Here is a 14,797-nt window from a genome sequence, read left to right on the forward strand (position 1 = left end):
CTAGTGCTCCGGAACGCCGCAGGGCGGCAGATTGGGAAGAGGGCGGGGCGGCGGTAGCGGCTGCTGGGCGACCCGTGGGCCGGCGCTGACCACGACTAACTTTTCCGGGTCCAGATGGCGCTGCAGGGCGGCATGCACCTGTTCCACCGTCAGGCGGCGCACCTGCTGGAGGAAGTCGTCCAGGTAGCTGCTGGGCAGGTCGTAGAAGCCGATGTTGCCCAGTTGGGCGACGATGGCGCCATTGCTGGCGTTGGCCAGCGGGAAGCTGCCTTCGATCTGCCGCTTGGCGCGGTCCAGTTCGGCCTGGGTGGGGCCCTGGGCCAGGTAGTCGCGCAGCAGGTCGCGGACCAGCGCCAGGGTGGCATCGCCCAGTTCGGCGCGGGTCTGCAGGCCGATGGTGAAGGGACCCGGCTGACGCATGGGGGTGAAGCCCGAACTGACGCCGTAGGTGAGGCCGCGGCGTTCGCGCAATTCGGTCATCAGCCGACTGCCGAAGCCGCCACCGCCGAGGATCTGGTTGCCGACGAAGAGGGCGGCGTAGTCGGGATCGCGGCGGGTGATGCCGAGTTGGCCGAGCAGCAGGCGCGTCTGCTGGGCCGGGACCTCCAGCTGCACCCGGACCGGTTCGACAGGCGCTGGCACCGGCAGTGGCGGCAGCGCCGGGCCGCGGGGCAGGGCGCGCGACAGCCGGGCGGCGATCTGTTCGGCGCGAGTTCGATCCAGGTCGCCCGTGAGGGCGATCACCGCATTGCCGGCGGCATAGGCACGGGCATGGAAGGCCCTGAGGCTGGCCGCATCGAGATGGGCCACTCCGGCTGCGCTGCCCTGTGGCGAATGGGCATAGGGGTGATTGCCGTAGAGGCGCTCCTGCAGCGCTTCGCCGGCCAGGCTGGCCGGTTCGCGGCGACTGGCGGCGATCAGCGTCAGCAGCTGGTCACGGATGCGCTGGATGGCCTCGGTGGGAAAGGTCGGACGACCGACCACCTCGGCCAGCAGCGCCAGGGCCGGTTCGCTGTGAGCCGGATCGGCGAGGGTGCGCAGTCCGACCACCGCCTGATCACGATAGGCGCCGTTGCTGAAATCGGCGCCCAGGCGCTCGAAGCCGTCGGCGATGGCGCCGGCATCGCGTCCCGGGGTGCCTTCGTTGAGCAGGCCGTTGGTCAGCATGGCCAGGCCCGGGGTGGCGCCGTCCTGGCTGCTGCCGGCGGCGAAGATCAGGCGCACGTCGAACATCGGCAATTCCGGCGCCGGCACGAACAGCACCTGGGCGCCCTCGGCGGTGCGCCAGCGCTGGATGTCCAGCTGGCGACCCAGGGGCGGTGCGTCCTTGAGCGTCCTGAGGCTGTCCACGGCCGGATAGGCGCGCGCCAGGTCGCCGGCCGGGGTAGGGGACTGGCAACCGGCGAGCAGGCACAGCGACAGCCAGAGCAGCGGTTTCATGGACGATTCTCCGCGGTGGCTGTGGGCTTGAGCTGGGCCAGGGTCAGGCGCTCGCGGGTGAAGTAGGTGCGGGCCACCCGACGCAGGTCGTCGGGGGTGACCCGGCCCAGTTCGTCGAGCAACCGATCGCCCTGGCGCCAGCCGAGGCCGACGCTTTCCAGCTGACCGATGCTGCTGGCCTGGGCGGTGATGGAGTCGCGGCCATAGACCAGCCCGGCCACCAGCAGGGCGCGGACCCGGGCCAGTTCCTCGGTGCTGGGCGGCTCGCGCTTGAGCAGGTCCAGTTGCGCCCAGAAGGCGCCTTCCAGCTGGTCGAGGGTCTTGCCGCGCTGGGTGTTGGGGGTGCCGCTGAGCAGGAAGAGGCTGTCGCCACGGGTGTAGGCGCCATAGGCGGCGCGCACGCTGCTGGCCACTTCCTGCCCCCGTTCGAGACGACTGGGCAGCCGTGCGCCCGAGCCGCCGCCGAGCAGGGCGGCCAGCAGTTGCAGCGCATAGGCATCGCGCGGCTGGGCGGCGGTGGCCAGGCTGGGCACGTTGAAGCCCATCAGCAGACTGGGCAGTTCGCGGGCCTGCAGGTCCAGGCGGCGCTCGCCCGGCGCCGGCAGTTCCAGCGGGCGGTGCGGCGCGGGCAGGTCGCTGCGCGGGATGGTGCCAAACCAGCGCTGCACCTCGGCACGGATCGCCTGGGGGTCGACGTCGCCGACCACCACCAGGGTGGCGTTGTTGGGCGCGTACCAGGTCTGGTACCAGCGGCGCAAGTCGTCCACGCCGAGGCGCTGCAGGTCCTGGGGCCAGCCAATGGTGGGGTTGCGATAGCCGCTGGCCGGGTAGGCGGCGGCCTTGAAGCGTTCGAAGGACAGTGCCTCGGGGCGGTCGTCGGTGCGCAGCCGGCGTTCCTCCTTGATCACCTCCAGCTCGCGACTGACCTCGTCGGGCGTCAGCCGCAGGTGCTGCATGCGATCGGCTTCCAGCTCCAGGGCCACCGGCAGGCGATCTCGGGCGAGCAGCTGGTAATAGACGGTGTAGTCGTCGGTGGTGAAGGCATTTTCCTCGGCGCCCAGGTCGCGCAGCAGATGCGAGGCCTCGCCGGCGTCGAGCTTGCGGCTGCCCTTGAACATCAGGTGTTCCAGGGCATGGGACAAGCCGGTCGCACCGGGCGCCTCCAGGCTCGAACCCACGCGATACCAGAGTTGCACCACGGCGACCGGCGCCCGGTGATCTTCGCGGACCACCAGCCTGAGGCCGTTGTCGAGGGTGAATTCCTCGGTGTTCTGCCGGCTGGCCGTGGCCAGGGCGAGGGTGGGGAGCAGGCTGAGCAGGACGACCAGGGCGGTCCGACGGGAGCGGGAGGCGGGCATCGCGAGAGCAGGCCTTGTAGCGCGGTAGGGGACGAAGCGGCTGCGTCCTGGGGACGGTCGCGCGTTTTTCGCCGACGGGGAGGTCTTCCGCCCGGCAGGCTGCTAGGATACGCATCCCTTTTCCCGACGGCCATGCCTGACGGTCGAGCCCCGCCTGGCGGAGCTCCCGCAGCCGGCTCGTCCGTTCGATACAGAGCCCTGCATGTTTGGATCCGACGACAAGAAGTCTCCCCCCACGGAGAAGAAAGGCCTGTTCGGCTGGTTCCGCAAGAAGACTGCCGAACCCGTAGAGACGCCTGCCGAAGCCCCCGCGCCCGAGGCCGAGGAGCGCCTGCCCGGCTCGCTGGCCAGCGAGCCGGTGCAGCACCCGGAGCCGGTGCCCGAGCCGCCGGAGGCGATCCCCTCGTTGACCCCGGTGCCGGTCGCCGAAGAGGAGGCGCCGTCGCCGGTGGCGCTCACGGCGCTGGTCGAGCCACTGGTGGCCGATCCCATCGTGCCGCCGGTCGAGGTCGAGCCGCTGATGGCGCCGGAGGTAGAGCCCGAGCCATTAGCTGTGCCGGTCGCGCCGCTGCCCCCGGTTGTGCCGGCGCCTGAGCCTGAGCCTGCTCCCGTCCCGGCCATACCGGTAGCGCCCCTTGTCCCGCTCCGTCCCGAGCCCGTGGTGGTCGAGCCCGAGCCCGAGCTTGAGCCCGCTCCGCCAGCCGTCGCCGCCACGCCGACCGAACCCGCCAAGCTGGGCTTCTTCGCGCGCCTGCGCCAGGGCCTGTCCAAGACCAGCGCCAGTCTCGGCGAGGGCATGGCCAGCCTGTTCCTCGGCAAGAAGGCCATCGACGACGACCTGCTCGAAGAGCTGGAGACCCGCCTGCTGACCGCCGACGTCGGCGTCGAGGCCACCGGTGTCATCATGCGCAACCTGACCCAGAAGGTGGCGCGCAAGCAGCTGGCCGACAGCGAGGCCCTCTACCAGGCGCTGCAGCAGGAGCTCACCGAGATGCTGCTGCCGGTGGAGCAGCCGCTGGTGATCGATACCTCGCACAAGCCCTACGTCATCCTGGTGGTCGGCGTGAACGGCGCCGGCAAGACCACCACCATCGGCAAGCTGGCCAAGCGGCTGCAGAACGACGGCAAGAAGGTCATGCTGGCGGCCGGCGATACCTTCCGCGCCGCGGCGGTCGAGCAGCTGCAGGTCTGGGGCGAGCGCAACCGCATCCCGGTGATCGCCCAGCACACCGGCGCCGATTCCGCCTCGGTGATCTTCGATGCCGTCCAGGCCGCCAAGGCCCGCGGCATCGATGTGCTGATCGCCGACACCGCCGGCCGGCTGCACACCAAGGACAACCTCATGGAAGAGCTGCGCAAGGTGCGCCGGGTGATCGGCAAGCTGGACGCGGAGGCGCCCCACGAGACCCTGCTGGTGCTGGACGCCGGTACCGGCCAGAACGCCCTCAACCAGGCCAGGCAGTTCCACAATGCGGTGCCCCTGACCGGCCTGGCGCTGACCAAGCTCGACGGCACCGCCAAGGGCGGGGTGATCTTCGCCCTGGCCAAGCAGAGCGCCCTGCCGATCCGCTATGTCGGCGTCGGCGAAGGCATCGACGACCTGCGGCCCTTCGAGGCGCGCCCCTTCGTCCAGGCCCTGTTCGCGGAGCGGGGCGTCTCATGATCCAGTTCGACCGCGTCTCCAAGCGCTATCCCAACGGTCACGTCGGCCTGCAGGAACTGAGCTTCCGTGCCGAACGTGGCGAGATCCTCTTCGTCACCGGTCATTCCGGCGCCGGCAAGAGCACCCTGATGCGACTGATCCTGGCCATGGAAAGGCCCACCGGCGGCAAGCTGACCCTGGCCGGCCAGGACATCTCGCGCATCACCAATGCGCAGATTCCCTTTCTGCGCCGGCAGATCGGCGTGGTCTTCCAGAACCACCAGCTGCTCCATGACCGTACCGTGTTCGACAACGTCGCCCTGCCGCTGCAGATCCTCGGCCTGTCCAAGCCCGAGATCGCCAAGCGCGTCGCCGCGGCGCTGGAGCGGGTCAGCCTCAAGGACAAGCTCGACGACTATCCGGCCGAGCTGTCCACCGGCCAGCAACAGCGGGTCGGCATCGCCCGCGCCGTGGTGCATCGTCCGGCCCTGCTGCTCGCCGACGAACCCACCGGCAACCTCGATCCGCGCCTGGCCTCGGAGATCATGGGCGTCTTCGAGGACATCAACAGCCTCGGCACCACGGTGCTGATCGCCAGCCACGACCATGCGCTCATCGCCCGCCTGCACCATCGCATGCTGACCCTGCAGCGCGGTCGCCTGATCGGTGACGAAGAGGAGAGCCAGTCATGAGTGGCAACGAACTGCCCCGTGGCCAGGAACAGGGCGGCAAGCCCCAGCGTCCGCAGCGCCAGGCCCCGCAGAAACCCAAGAGCGACTGGCGCAGCCCGCTGCATGCCTACCTCGAAGCCCACCGCACCGGTCTGAGGGACAGCCTCAGGCGCATGGTGCAGCAGCCCATAGGCACCTTCCTTACCTGCCTGGTGATGGGCATCGCCCTGGCGTTGCCCATGGGCGTGTCGCTGCTGCTGAAGAACGTCGAGCGACTCGGCGGCTCCTGGCAGCGCGCGGCGCAGATCTCGGTGTTCCTCGACCTGCGCACCGGTCAGGACCAGGCCGAGGTGCTGATGAGCCAGATCAAGGTCCTGCCCGATGTGGCCGAGGCGCGCTGGATCAGTCCGGACGATGCCCTGAAGGAATTGCAGCAGGACGCCGGCCTGGGTGAGGCGCTGCGCGAATTGCCGCAGAATCCGCTGCCCGGCGTCATCGCCGTGACGCCCAGGGAAATCGACAAGAGTCGTCTCGACATGCTGCGCAGCCAGCTGGCCGAGATGAACGGCGTGCAGCAGGTGCAGCTGGACATGCAGTGGGTCGAGCGGCTCACCGCCATCCTCAAGCTCGGCGAGCGCTTCGTCTTCGGCCTGACCGTGGTGCTGGTGATCGCCCTGCTGCTGGTGATCGGCAACACCATCCGCCTGGCCATCGAGAATCGCCGCACCGAGATCGAGGTGGTCAAGCTGGTGGGCGGCACCGATGGCTATGTGCGCCGGCCCTTCCTCTACATGGGGGCGCTGTTCGGCCTGGGCGCCGGCGTCGCCGCCTGGGCCCTGCTGGTGTTCGGCCTGAGCTGGCTCAACGCCGCGGTGCTGGATCTGGCCGGCCTCTACGGCAGTGATTTCGCCCTGGGCAGCGTCGCCGTCGAGGACGGGCTGCAGCTGCTGATCGGCGCCGTGCTGCTCGGCTACATCGGCGCCTGGCTGGCGGTTGCCCGCCACCTGCGCGAACTCGCCCCACGCTGACGAATGGCCGTTTCCGAGACCTGCGGAAACGGTCTAAACCCCTGATGACACAAGCATTTCATGGCCTTTTTCAGCTGGGGTTAAGGGAACCTCGGCTAGTCTGGCGCTGTCCAAAAAATCAGTGTTAGACTGCCCAGTGCTTAGTGAATCGGAGGATTCGCATGACCACTTCGTTGCAACCTGTTCCCACATTGGTCCCCGGCGCCAGCCTGGAAGCCTATGTGCATTCGGTGAACAGCATTCCGCTGCTCACGCCGGAGCGGGAGCGTGAACTGGCTGAGCGCCTCTTCTACAAGGAAGACGTCGAGGCCGCCCGGCAGTTGGTGCTCGCGCATCTGCGTTTCGTGGTGCATATCGCCAAGAGCTATTCCGGCTATGGTCTGGCCCAGGCCGACCTGGTCCAGGAAGGCAATGTCGGCCTGATGAAGGCCGTGAAGCGCTTCAATCCCGAAATGGGCGTACGCCTGGTGTCCTTTGCCGTGCACTGGATCAAGGCCGAAATCCACGAATTCATTCTGCGCAACTGGCGCATCGTCAAGGTCGCCACCACCAAGGCGCAGCGCAAGCTGTTCTTCAACCTGCGCAGTCAGAAGAAGCGACTGGCCTGGCTGAACAACGACGAGGTCCATCGCGTGGCCGAAACCCTGGGTGTCGAACCCCGGGAAGTGCGCGAGATGGAAAGTCGCCTGACCGGGCATGACATGGCCTTCGATCCGGCCAGCGATGCCGATGACGACGCGGCCTATCAGTCGCCGGCCCAGTACCTGGAAGACAGCCGTTACGATCCGGCGCGTCAGCTGGAGGAAGCCGACTGGACCGACAGTTCCACGGCCAATCTGCACGAGGCGCTGGAACACCTGGACGATCGCAGCCGCGACATCCTCTACCAGCGCTGGCTGGCCGAGGAAAAGGCGACGCTGCACGAGTTGGCGGCCAAGTACAATGTCTCGGCGGAGCGTATCCGTCAGCTGGAAAAGAACGCGATGAACAAGCTCAAGGGCAATATCGCCGCCTGATCCAGTTCTTGATCGAAAAGCCGCGCCCCAGGGTGCGGTTTTTTATGCCCGGGAGAAGGACCGTCGCGGTCGAATGCTCGGGTAGCGTGGAAAACCGCGCAGCGTTTTCCAAGTGCGATCCGTAGCGCTAGACGGTTTGCTTGCTTGAGCTGTACGGCTGTGGAAAAAGCTATGCCGGTTTTCACGCTATGTTCTTGTCAGACGCAGAAGCAACAGCGGAAAAGGGCGGCCCTGACCGTCAACCGGGGACCGGCCAACCTGCTCAAAGCCCAGGCGACGATAGAAGCCCAGTGCCTGAGGATTTTGCTCGTTTACCGCGACGCGCCGAATGCCAAGTTCAGCGATGACCCTTTCGACCAGTTGCCGGCCAATCCCGGTGCCTCGGGCTGCACTTGAGACGAAGAGCATTTCCAGGGAATCGCCGTCGATACCGGCGAAACCCTGGATGATGCCCTGGTCATCGCGATAGATCCGTAGCTGAACGGCAGGCAAGGCCTGGTCGCGGATCAAGGTACGTAAGGAAGCAATGTCAGCCTCCTCGAGAAAGTCATGAGTGGCCCGCACCGAATCCTCCCAGACCACCAGCAGGCGTGCGAAATCCGCTGGCGAACCAACCTGGATCATTGCCCGGTCATCCGCCGCAGGTAGTCGCTGCCGCCCAGCTGGCGGTCCTGCTGGCGGATCCAGGCGGCGCGTTCGGCGACGTAGGCGCTCGGGCGGCTCGGGCTCCATTCGCGGGGATTGGGCAGCACGGCGGCCAGCAGGCTGGCCTGGCGGTCGGAGAGGTAGGGCGCGCCTATGCCGAAATGGTGACGGGCCGCGGCCTCGGCGCCGAACACGCCGTCGTCCCATTCCACGCTGTTGAGATAGACCTCGAGGATGCGCTGCTTGGACCAGAAGGTTTCCAGCAGCACGGTGAACCAGGCTTCGAAGGCCTTGCGCAGATAGCTGCGGCCGCTCCACAGAAAGAGGTTCTTGGCGGTCTGCTGGCTGATGGTGCTGGCGCCGCGCAGGGAGCCACCGGCTTCGTTGTGGCTGAAGGCATGGCGGATCGCCGCCATGTCGAAGCCCCAGTGCTCGGCGAAGTGCTGGTCTTCACCGGCGATCACCGCCATCTTGAGATCGTCCGGCAGCTCCTTCCAGGGTCGCCAGTCGCGCTGCAGATCGATGGGCTTGCCGTCGATCCAGGACTCGACCTTGCGCTCCACCATCAGCATGCTGCCCGGCGGCGGCACCCAGCGCAGGATCAGCACCAGGGCGGCGCTGAGGACGGCGAACCAGAGGGCGATACGCAGGAGACGGCGGAGGAGGGTGAGCAGCATCGGCTTGGTCTTTGGCGGTTAGCGGGCCATTATAACCAGCGCTGCTCTTCCATCGCCCGGTAAAACCCATGTTGCGTCTCTTCCTGCTGTTCGCGGCCCTGGCCGGCTTCACCGGTGTCGGACTCGGCGCCTTCGCCGCCCACGGACTCAAGGGCCGGCTGAGCGCCGACTACCTGGCCGTGTTCCAGACCGGCGTGCTTTATCAGCTCATCCATGCCCTGGCGCTGTTCGGCGTCGCCCTCCTGTCGCTGCACTTCCAGGGGCGCCTGGTGGTCTGGGCCGGTGGCTTCTTCATCGCCGGCTTCCTGCTGTTTTCCGGCAGCCTCTATCTGCTGACGCTGACCGGCATCGCGCGGCTGGGCATCATCACCCCCTTCGGCGGGCTGTGCTTTCTCGCCGGCTGGGCCTGCCTGGCCATCCTGGCCTGGCGGCTGGGCAGCCTCTGACCGCGCGCTGGCCGTCGGTCCCGGCCCGGCGCCGCTGCAATGCACGCCCGACCGGCGTAGAATGCCGGCTCACCCCGTGACGATGCCTTTGCCATGCAGATCCTGTTGAACGGCGAATCCCTTGAATTGCCGGACGGCGCCACCGTCGCCGACCTGCTCGTGCGTCTCGACCTGACCGGGCGGCGAGTGGCGGTGGAACGCAACCTCGACATCGTGCCGCGCAGCCAGCACGCCACCACCGCCCTAGTGGACGGCGACCGGCTGGAAGTGGTCCACGCCATCGGCGGCGGCTAGCCGCGCAAGAGGAATCCAGATGAAAGACACTCCCTTTACCCTGGCCGGGCGCACCTATGAGTCGCGCCTGCTGGTCGGCACCGGCAAGTACCGCGATCTCGAAGAGACCCGCGTGGCCATCGAGGCCTCCGGTGCCGAGATCGTCACCGTGGCGGTGCGTCGCACCAACATCGGCCAGACTCCCGGCGAGCCCAATCTGCTCGACGTGATCTCGCCCGAGCGCTACACCATCCTGCCCAACACCGCCGGCTGCTATGACGCGGTGGAAGCGGTGCGCACCTGCCGCCTGGCGCGCGAGTTGCTCGACGGTCACAACCTGGTCAAGCTGGAAGTCCTGGCCGACCAGAAGACCCTGTTCCCCAATGTCATCGAGACGCTCAAGGCCGCCGAGACGCTGGTCGCCGACGGCTTCGACGTCATGGTCTACACCAGTGACGATCCGATCGTGGCGCGCCAGCTGGAGGCCATCGGCTGTATCGCCGTCATGCCGCTGGCCGGTCTGATCGGCTCGGGCCTGGGCATCTGCAATCCCTACAACCTGCGCATCATCCTCGAAGAGGCCAAGGTGCCGGTGCTGGTGGATGCCGGGGTGGGTACCGCCTCCGACGCCACCATCGCCATGGAGCTGGGTTGCGAAGCGGTGCTGATGAACAGCGCCATCGCCCATGCTCGCGAGCCGGTGCTGATGGCCGAAGCCATGAAGCACGCCATCGTCGCCGGTCGCCTGGCCTATCTGGCCGGGCGCATGCCGCGCAAGCTCTATGCCACGGCCTCCTCGCCGCTGGACGGCCTGGTCAACTAGGACCTGGCGCCTTCTGTCACGCGCCCGGCCTGTGCCGGGCGTCTCTTTTTCCCACTATCGATAACGCCATGACCGATCATCAAGACGACCAGACTCCCGACCGCCCCCGGCGCACCATCAAGAGCTTCGTGATGCGCGCCGGCCGCATGACCGAAGGCCAGCAACGCGGTCTCGACCAGGGTTGGCCGCGTTTCGGTCTGGAGCTGACCGACGGCCTCCAGGATTTCGATCAGGTGTTCGGGCGCCAGGCGCCGCGCACCTTCGAGATCGGCTTCGGCATGGGGCATTCCACCCTGGAAATGGCTGCTGCTGCGCCGGAGCAGGATTTCATCGGTGTCGAGGTGCATCGCCCGGGCGTGGGCGCGCTGCTCAATGGTGCCATGACCCAGGGACTGACCAATCTGCGGGTCTACAGCTGCGATGCCCTCGAGGTGCTGCGGCAGTGCGTGGCCGATGCCAGTCTGGATCGGGTGCTGCTGTTCTTTCCCGATCCCTGGCACAAGAGCCGTCACCACAAGCGCCGTATCGTCCAACCGGCCTTCGCCGAACTGGTCCGGCAGAAGCTCAGGGTCGGCGGGGTCCTGCACATGGCCACCGATTGGCAGGCCTATGCCGAACACATGCTCGAAATCATGAACGCCGCCCCGGGTTACCGTAACCTCGGCGACGCCTCGGGCTATGTGCCGCGCCCCGAGGAAAGACCCATCACCAAGTTCGAACGCCGTGGCGAGCGGCTGGGGCATGGGGTCTGGGATTTGAAGTTCGAACGACTCGACTGACCGCGCGTCGCTGATGAGCAGGGGTTGAGCCGTCGGCAGGCTATTGGCATGATGGCGTTTTGCCTTGATGGGCTGAGCCTGTCGTCATGTGTATGGACAAGCGAGATGTCAGCCGATAAGCACGAACTGCCGGGGCCTGGACGGTGATCCATCGGTCGGAGAGTACCCTGGCCGAAATGGACGCCCTGCGCCAGCTGGAGGTCGAGCGCAGCGCCCGCCAGCGTACCGAGCGCTCCTTGGACCTGATGGCCTCGGCCTTCGCGCTGTGCCGCGATGCCATGGCCGTGCTCAGTGAAAGCGGCCAGATCATCGAGGCCAACGAGGCGCTGTGCAAACTGATGCTCAGCGCTGGCAAGAGCGTGTCGGGTCAGTACCTCTCGCATTACATCAAGCTGCCCGAGGCGGCCATCCAGGCCTTCGAGCGCCACGGCTACGCGCTGTCCGAGGCCAGTTTCCATGTCTCGGCCAAGCGCGCGACGCCGATGGAGATCAGCCTCAGTCGTTTCGCTGGCGAAGGCGGAGCCGAGGGCTATGTCATCGCCAGCCTGCGCGACATCACCGAGCGCAAGCGGGCCGAACAGGCGCTGGAGCGTCTGGCGCTGAGCGATGGCTTGACCCAGTTGCCCAACCGTTCCGGTTTCTATCGCCGTTTCGAAGATTGCCTGCGCGCCCTGGCGCCAGACCGTAGCCTGGCCGTGCTGTTCATAGACGTGGATGGGTTCAAGGAGGTCAACGACTCCCTGGGCCACGAGACGGGCGACGAGCTGCTGAAAACCCTGGCCGCGTCCCTGCAGGACAGCCTGGGGGAGGGCGAACTCCTGGCGCGTTGGGGCGGCGATGAATTCGTCGCCGCCGTCGCGGTGGACGGTCGCAGCCAGGCCCGCCAGATCGCCGAGCGTCTGCTGCAGGTGGTCGGCCGGCCACAACGCATCGCCGAGCACGATATCCGGGTATCCGCCAGCATAGGCCTGAGCCTGAGCCCCGAGGACGGGCAGAACGCCGAGACCCTGCTCAGCAATGCCGATGCCGCCATGTACGCGGCCAAGAGCGCCGGCAAGAGCCGGGCACGCTTCTACGATCCGGAATTCACCGCCGAGGCGTTGCGCAAGGTCACGCTGCTGGCCCACCTGCATGCCGCCATCGAGGCGGAAGAAATCAAATTCGTCCTGCAACCCAAGTTCGATGCCCAGCGGCGGCTGGTCAGTGCCGAATTGCTGGCGCGCTGGGAATGTCCCGGCGTGGGTGTAGTGTTGCCCAGCGTCTTCGTCGCCCTGGCCGAGCAGAATGGCATGGCATCTTCCCTGGGTCGCCTGGCGATCCGGCGTGCTGCCGCCTATGCCCGCGACCTGCAGCGGGCGGGAGTGAACATTCCAGTGGCGGTGAACATCTCCGCGCGCCAGGTGGCGGATGATGAGCTGGGCCTGGTGCTGGAGCGTGCCTGTACCGAGTTCGGCGTACGGCCGCGGGCCCTGGAGCTGGAGGTGACCGAGTCGGTGTTCCTGCAGCGCGGCACGCCGGAACGGCGCCTAGGCCGGCTGCGCGACCAAGGCTTCCGCGTGGCCATGGATGACTTCGGTACCGGTTATTCGTCGCTGAGCTACCTGCACCGGCTGTCGTTCGACACCATCAAGCTCGACCGTAGCTTCCTGCTGTCGGTGGATCGTGACGCGCGCTCGCGGCAACTGCTGGCCGGCATCGTCAGCCTGTGCCGGGCGCTCAACATGCAGATCGTCGCCGAGGGCGTGGAGACCCAGGCGCAGTTCGAACTGCTCAAGAACCTGGGCGTGGATACCTTTCAGGGCTTCCTGCTCGGCCGGCCACAGTCGCTGGAAAGCCTCCTGCTGCTGGCCGGCGCCAAGGACGCTACGCCGGTGTTCTACTAGCTCCTCCGCTCGGCCAGCACGCCCAGCAGGCAGACGCCGATCAGCAGCACCGGGGCCAGGGCATAGTTGTTGAACTGCGCCAGGCCCTTGACCACCCAGGGGGTCAGGAAGGTCATGGCGGCGCCATAGATGGCCAGGCAGGCCAGGGCGAAGGCCGGAACCCGAACGGCGGTCGGCAGGCTGCCCAGGCGCGCCTGGATGAAGGCGTTGACCTGGCTGCCGAACAGCACCAGCAGGGTGGCGGTGACCGCCAGGGCCACCTCGTCCAGGTGGCTGCGGCTCCAGCGGGAGAGGTCGGCGATATGGTCGAGTACGAAGTCCAAGGCAGAGCTCCTCGTCAGTCAGGCAGAAAGGATTGCAAGAGGTCGTTCAGGAACAGCTGGCCGCGGGCGGTGGGGCGCAGCCGCTGCTCATCCTCGGCCAGCAGGCCGGCGCGGCGCGCCGCGGCCAGCGCGGGCGCCAGGCTGTCCAGGGACTGGCCGGTCCGCTGCGGATACCAGGCCGCGGGTACCCCGTCCACCAGGCGCAGGGCGTTCATCATGAAGTCGAAGGGCAGGTCGGCCGGCTCCAGGGGTTTCGCGCCGGCCCGGAAGGCCTTGCCCGGATCCAGGTAGTCCTTGGGCAGGCGGGTCTTCCAGGTGCGCAGCAGGGTACCGTCCGGGGCGCTGAGCTTGGCGTGGGCGCCGGCGCCGATGCCGAGGAAGTCGCCGAAGCCCCAGTAGTTGAGATTGTGCCGCGCCTGGCGCCCGGGCTGGGCATAGGCGGAGGTCTCGTACTGGTGGTAGCCGGCGGCCGCCAGTCGCGCCTGGCCGGCTTCCTGGATGTCCCAGAGGGTGTCGTCTTCGGGCAGCTCCGGCGGCTGGCTCCAGAACACCGTGTTGGGCTCCATGGTCAGCTGGTACCAGGACAGGTGCGTAGGCGCCAGGGCGATGGCCTGTTCGAGGTCGCCGAGGGCATCGGCGACGCTCTGCGCGGGCAGGCCGTGCATGAGATCCAGGTTGAAATTGTCGAAGCCGGCGGCGCGCGCCCGGTCGGCGGCGCGGATGGCTTCCTCGCGGCCGTGGATGCGCCCCAGGGCCTTGAGCTTGGCGTCCTGGAAGCTCTGGATGCCGATCGACAGCCGATTGATGCCCAGACCGCGATAGGCGACGAACTTGGCCTGCTCGAAGGTACCGGGATTGGCTTCCAGGGTGATCTCGATGTCCGGCGCGAAGGCCAGCCGCCGGGCCACGCCGTCCAGCAGACGGCCCAGGGCCTCGGCGGAAAACAGACTGGGCGTGCCGCCGCCAAAGAAGATCGAGGTCAGCGGGCGGCCATGGACGTGCGCCAGGTCGTTGTCCAGGTCCGCCAGCAGGGCGTCGACATACTCGGCTTCCGGCAGGGTCGGGCCGGCCGCATGGGAGTTGAAGTCGCAATAGGGGCACTTGCGCACGCACCAGGGGATATGGATGTAGAGCGCCAGTGGCGGCAGGGCGAACACCTGGGTCACAGGCCGAGCCGTTGCTTGAGCTGGGCCATGGCGCGGGCGCGATGGCTGCGCTGGTTCTTTTCCGCCGGCGCCAGTTCGGCCGCGGAGACCGCTTCGCCATCGGGCTGGAACAGCGGATCGTAGCCGAAGCCATGCTCGCCCTGGGCAGCATGCAGGATGCGCCCGGGCCAGAGGCCCTCGCAGAGGATCGGCAAGGGGTCGTCGGCGTGGCGCACCAGCGCCAGCACGCAGACGAACTGGCCGGTGCGCTCGGCGTCGGGCACGTCCTGCAGAACCTCGAGCAGCTTGGCGTTGTTGGCGGCATCGCCCTGGCCGTCGGCGTAGCGCGCGGAATAGATGCCGGGAGCGCCGCCGAGGGCGTCCACCGCCAGGCCCGAATCGTCGGCCAGGGCCGGCAGACCGGACAGCCGCGCCGCGTTGCGCGCCTTGAGGATGGCGTTCTCGACAAAGGACAGCCCGGTTTCCTCGGGTTCCACCTGGCTGAATTCGCCCACCGAGCGCACCTTCACCCGGTCGCCGAGCATGGCCTGGAGTTCCTTGAGCTTGCCGGCGTTGTGGCTGGCGAGAACCAGTTCGGTAAGGTCGGACATGGGAGACACCGCGTCGCGTTGAGAAGGGCGGCGTATT

16 protein-coding genes are annotated in these 14,797 nt (G+C 67.5%); 9 read left to right on the forward strand and 7 right to left on the reverse strand.

Translation table 11 applies throughout. From position 1 onward, the window contains the following. Both QE393_RS00745 and QE393_RS00750 read right to left on the reverse strand, forming a co-directional pair. A complete protein-coding gene (locus QE393_RS00745; RefSeq protein ID WP_273810148.1) occupies positions 1–1,440 on the reverse strand; it encodes a pitrilysin family protein in 1,440 nt (479 codons plus the stop codon). Continuing rightward, positions 1,437–2,798, reverse strand: a complete 1,362-nt coding sequence (locus QE393_RS00750) for a pitrilysin family protein (protein WP_273810147.1) — start codon at positions 2,796–2,798, stop codon at positions 1,437–1,439. Before QE393_RS00750 ends, QE393_RS00745 begins: the two co-directional genes overlap by 4 nt. A 202-nt stretch (positions 2,799–3,000) precedes the next feature. Between QE393_RS00750 and ftsY the strand changes: the two genes are divergently transcribed. From ftsY to rpoH, 4 genes are all read left to right on the forward strand, one after another. After that, positions 3,001–4,461, forward strand: a complete 1,461-nt coding sequence (gene ftsY, locus QE393_RS00755; RefSeq protein ID WP_273810146.1) for a signal recognition particle-docking protein FtsY — start codon at positions 3,001–3,003, stop codon at positions 4,459–4,461. Beyond that, entirely contained in the window at positions 4,458–5,132 is a 675-nt protein-coding gene (gene ftsE, locus QE393_RS00760; RefSeq protein WP_183633667.1) for a cell division ATP-binding protein FtsE, read from the forward strand. The genes ftsY and ftsE overlap by 4 nt, the downstream gene beginning before the upstream one ends. Then, positions 5,129–6,139, forward strand: coding sequence for a permease-like cell division protein FtsX (gene ftsX / locus QE393_RS00765; protein WP_273810145.1), 1,011 nt, complete (start codon positions 5,129–5,131; stop codon positions 6,137–6,139). Before ftsE ends, ftsX begins: the two co-directional genes overlap by 4 nt. 161 nt (positions 6,140–6,300) lie before the next feature. Further along, positions 6,301–7,155: an RNA polymerase sigma factor RpoH gene (gene rpoH / locus QE393_RS00770; RefSeq protein ID WP_064309252.1), complete on the forward strand. Its 855-nt coding sequence runs from the start codon at positions 6,301–6,303 to the stop codon at positions 7,153–7,155. A gap of 186 nt (positions 7,156–7,341) precedes the next feature. On the opposite strand, the gene QE393_RS00775 is transcribed toward rpoH, so the two are convergent. Further along, positions 7,342–7,779: a GNAT family N-acetyltransferase gene (locus QE393_RS00775; protein ID WP_273810143.1), complete on the reverse strand. Its 438-nt coding sequence runs from the start codon at positions 7,777–7,779 to the stop codon at positions 7,342–7,344. Beyond that, positions 7,776–8,477: a monofunctional biosynthetic peptidoglycan transglycosylase gene (mtgA, locus tag QE393_RS00780; protein ID WP_273810142.1), complete on the reverse strand. Its 702-nt coding sequence runs from the start codon at positions 8,475–8,477 to the stop codon at positions 7,776–7,778. The genes QE393_RS00775 and mtgA overlap by 4 nt, the downstream gene beginning before the upstream one ends. Positions 8,478–8,545: 68 nt before the next feature. On the opposite strand from mtgA, the gene QE393_RS00785 reads away from it, so the two are divergent. From QE393_RS00785 to QE393_RS00805, 5 genes are all read left to right on the forward strand, one after another. Further along, positions 8,546–8,923 carry a DUF423 domain-containing protein gene (locus QE393_RS00785; protein ID WP_273810141.1) on the forward strand — a complete coding sequence of 126 codons (378 nt, stop codon included), beginning with the start codon at positions 8,546–8,548 and terminating at the stop codon, positions 8,921–8,923. Positions 8,924–9,016: 93 nt separating this feature from the next. Next, positions 9,017–9,217 carry a sulfur carrier protein ThiS gene (gene thiS, locus QE393_RS00790; protein WP_017640999.1) on the forward strand — a complete coding sequence of 67 codons (201 nt, stop codon included), beginning with the start codon at positions 9,017–9,019 and terminating at the stop codon, positions 9,215–9,217. Between the two features lie 19 nt (positions 9,218–9,236). After that, a complete protein-coding gene (locus tag QE393_RS00795; RefSeq protein ID WP_133861468.1) occupies positions 9,237–10,019 on the forward strand; it encodes a thiazole synthase in 783 nt (260 codons plus the stop codon). 68 nt (positions 10,020–10,087) lie between these two features. After that, a complete protein-coding gene (gene trmB, locus QE393_RS00800; RefSeq protein WP_273810139.1) occupies positions 10,088–10,798 on the forward strand; it encodes a tRNA (guanosine(46)-N7)-methyltransferase TrmB in 711 nt (236 codons plus the stop codon). 143 nt (positions 10,799–10,941) lie between these two features. Further along, positions 10,942–12,681 carry an EAL domain-containing protein gene (locus QE393_RS00805; protein ID WP_310041625.1) on the forward strand — a complete coding sequence of 580 codons (1,740 nt, stop codon included), beginning with the start codon at positions 10,942–10,944 and terminating at the stop codon, positions 12,679–12,681. Here the strand turns inward: QE393_RS00805 and QE393_RS00810 are convergent. Genes QE393_RS00810 through rdgB form a run of 3 tightly spaced genes read right to left on the reverse strand, consistent with a single transcriptional unit; the run spans position 12,678 to position 14,760 of the window. Further along, a complete protein-coding gene (locus QE393_RS00810) occupies positions 12,678–13,004 on the reverse strand; it encodes a DUF3392 family protein (protein ID WP_158893577.1) in 327 nt (108 codons plus the stop codon). The two genes, QE393_RS00805 and QE393_RS00810, sit on opposite strands and share 4 nt — an antisense overlap. 14 nt (positions 13,005–13,018) lie before the next feature. Further along, a complete protein-coding gene (gene hemW / locus QE393_RS00815) occupies positions 13,019–14,170 on the reverse strand; it encodes a radical SAM family heme chaperone HemW (protein ID WP_310041627.1) in 1,152 nt (383 codons plus the stop codon). Further along, positions 14,167–14,760: an RdgB/HAM1 family non-canonical purine NTP pyrophosphatase gene (rdgB, locus tag QE393_RS00820; RefSeq protein ID WP_273810135.1), complete on the reverse strand. Its 594-nt coding sequence runs from the start codon at positions 14,758–14,760 to the stop codon at positions 14,167–14,169. The genes hemW and rdgB overlap by 4 nt, the downstream gene beginning before the upstream one ends. Positions 14,761–14,797: the final 37 nt, after the last annotated feature.

Source organism: Pseudomonas sp. SORGH_AS_0211 (genome assembly GCF_031453455.1).
Lineage (GTDB): Bacteria > Pseudomonadota > Gammaproteobacteria > Pseudomonadales > Pseudomonadaceae > Chryseomonas > Chryseomonas aestiva.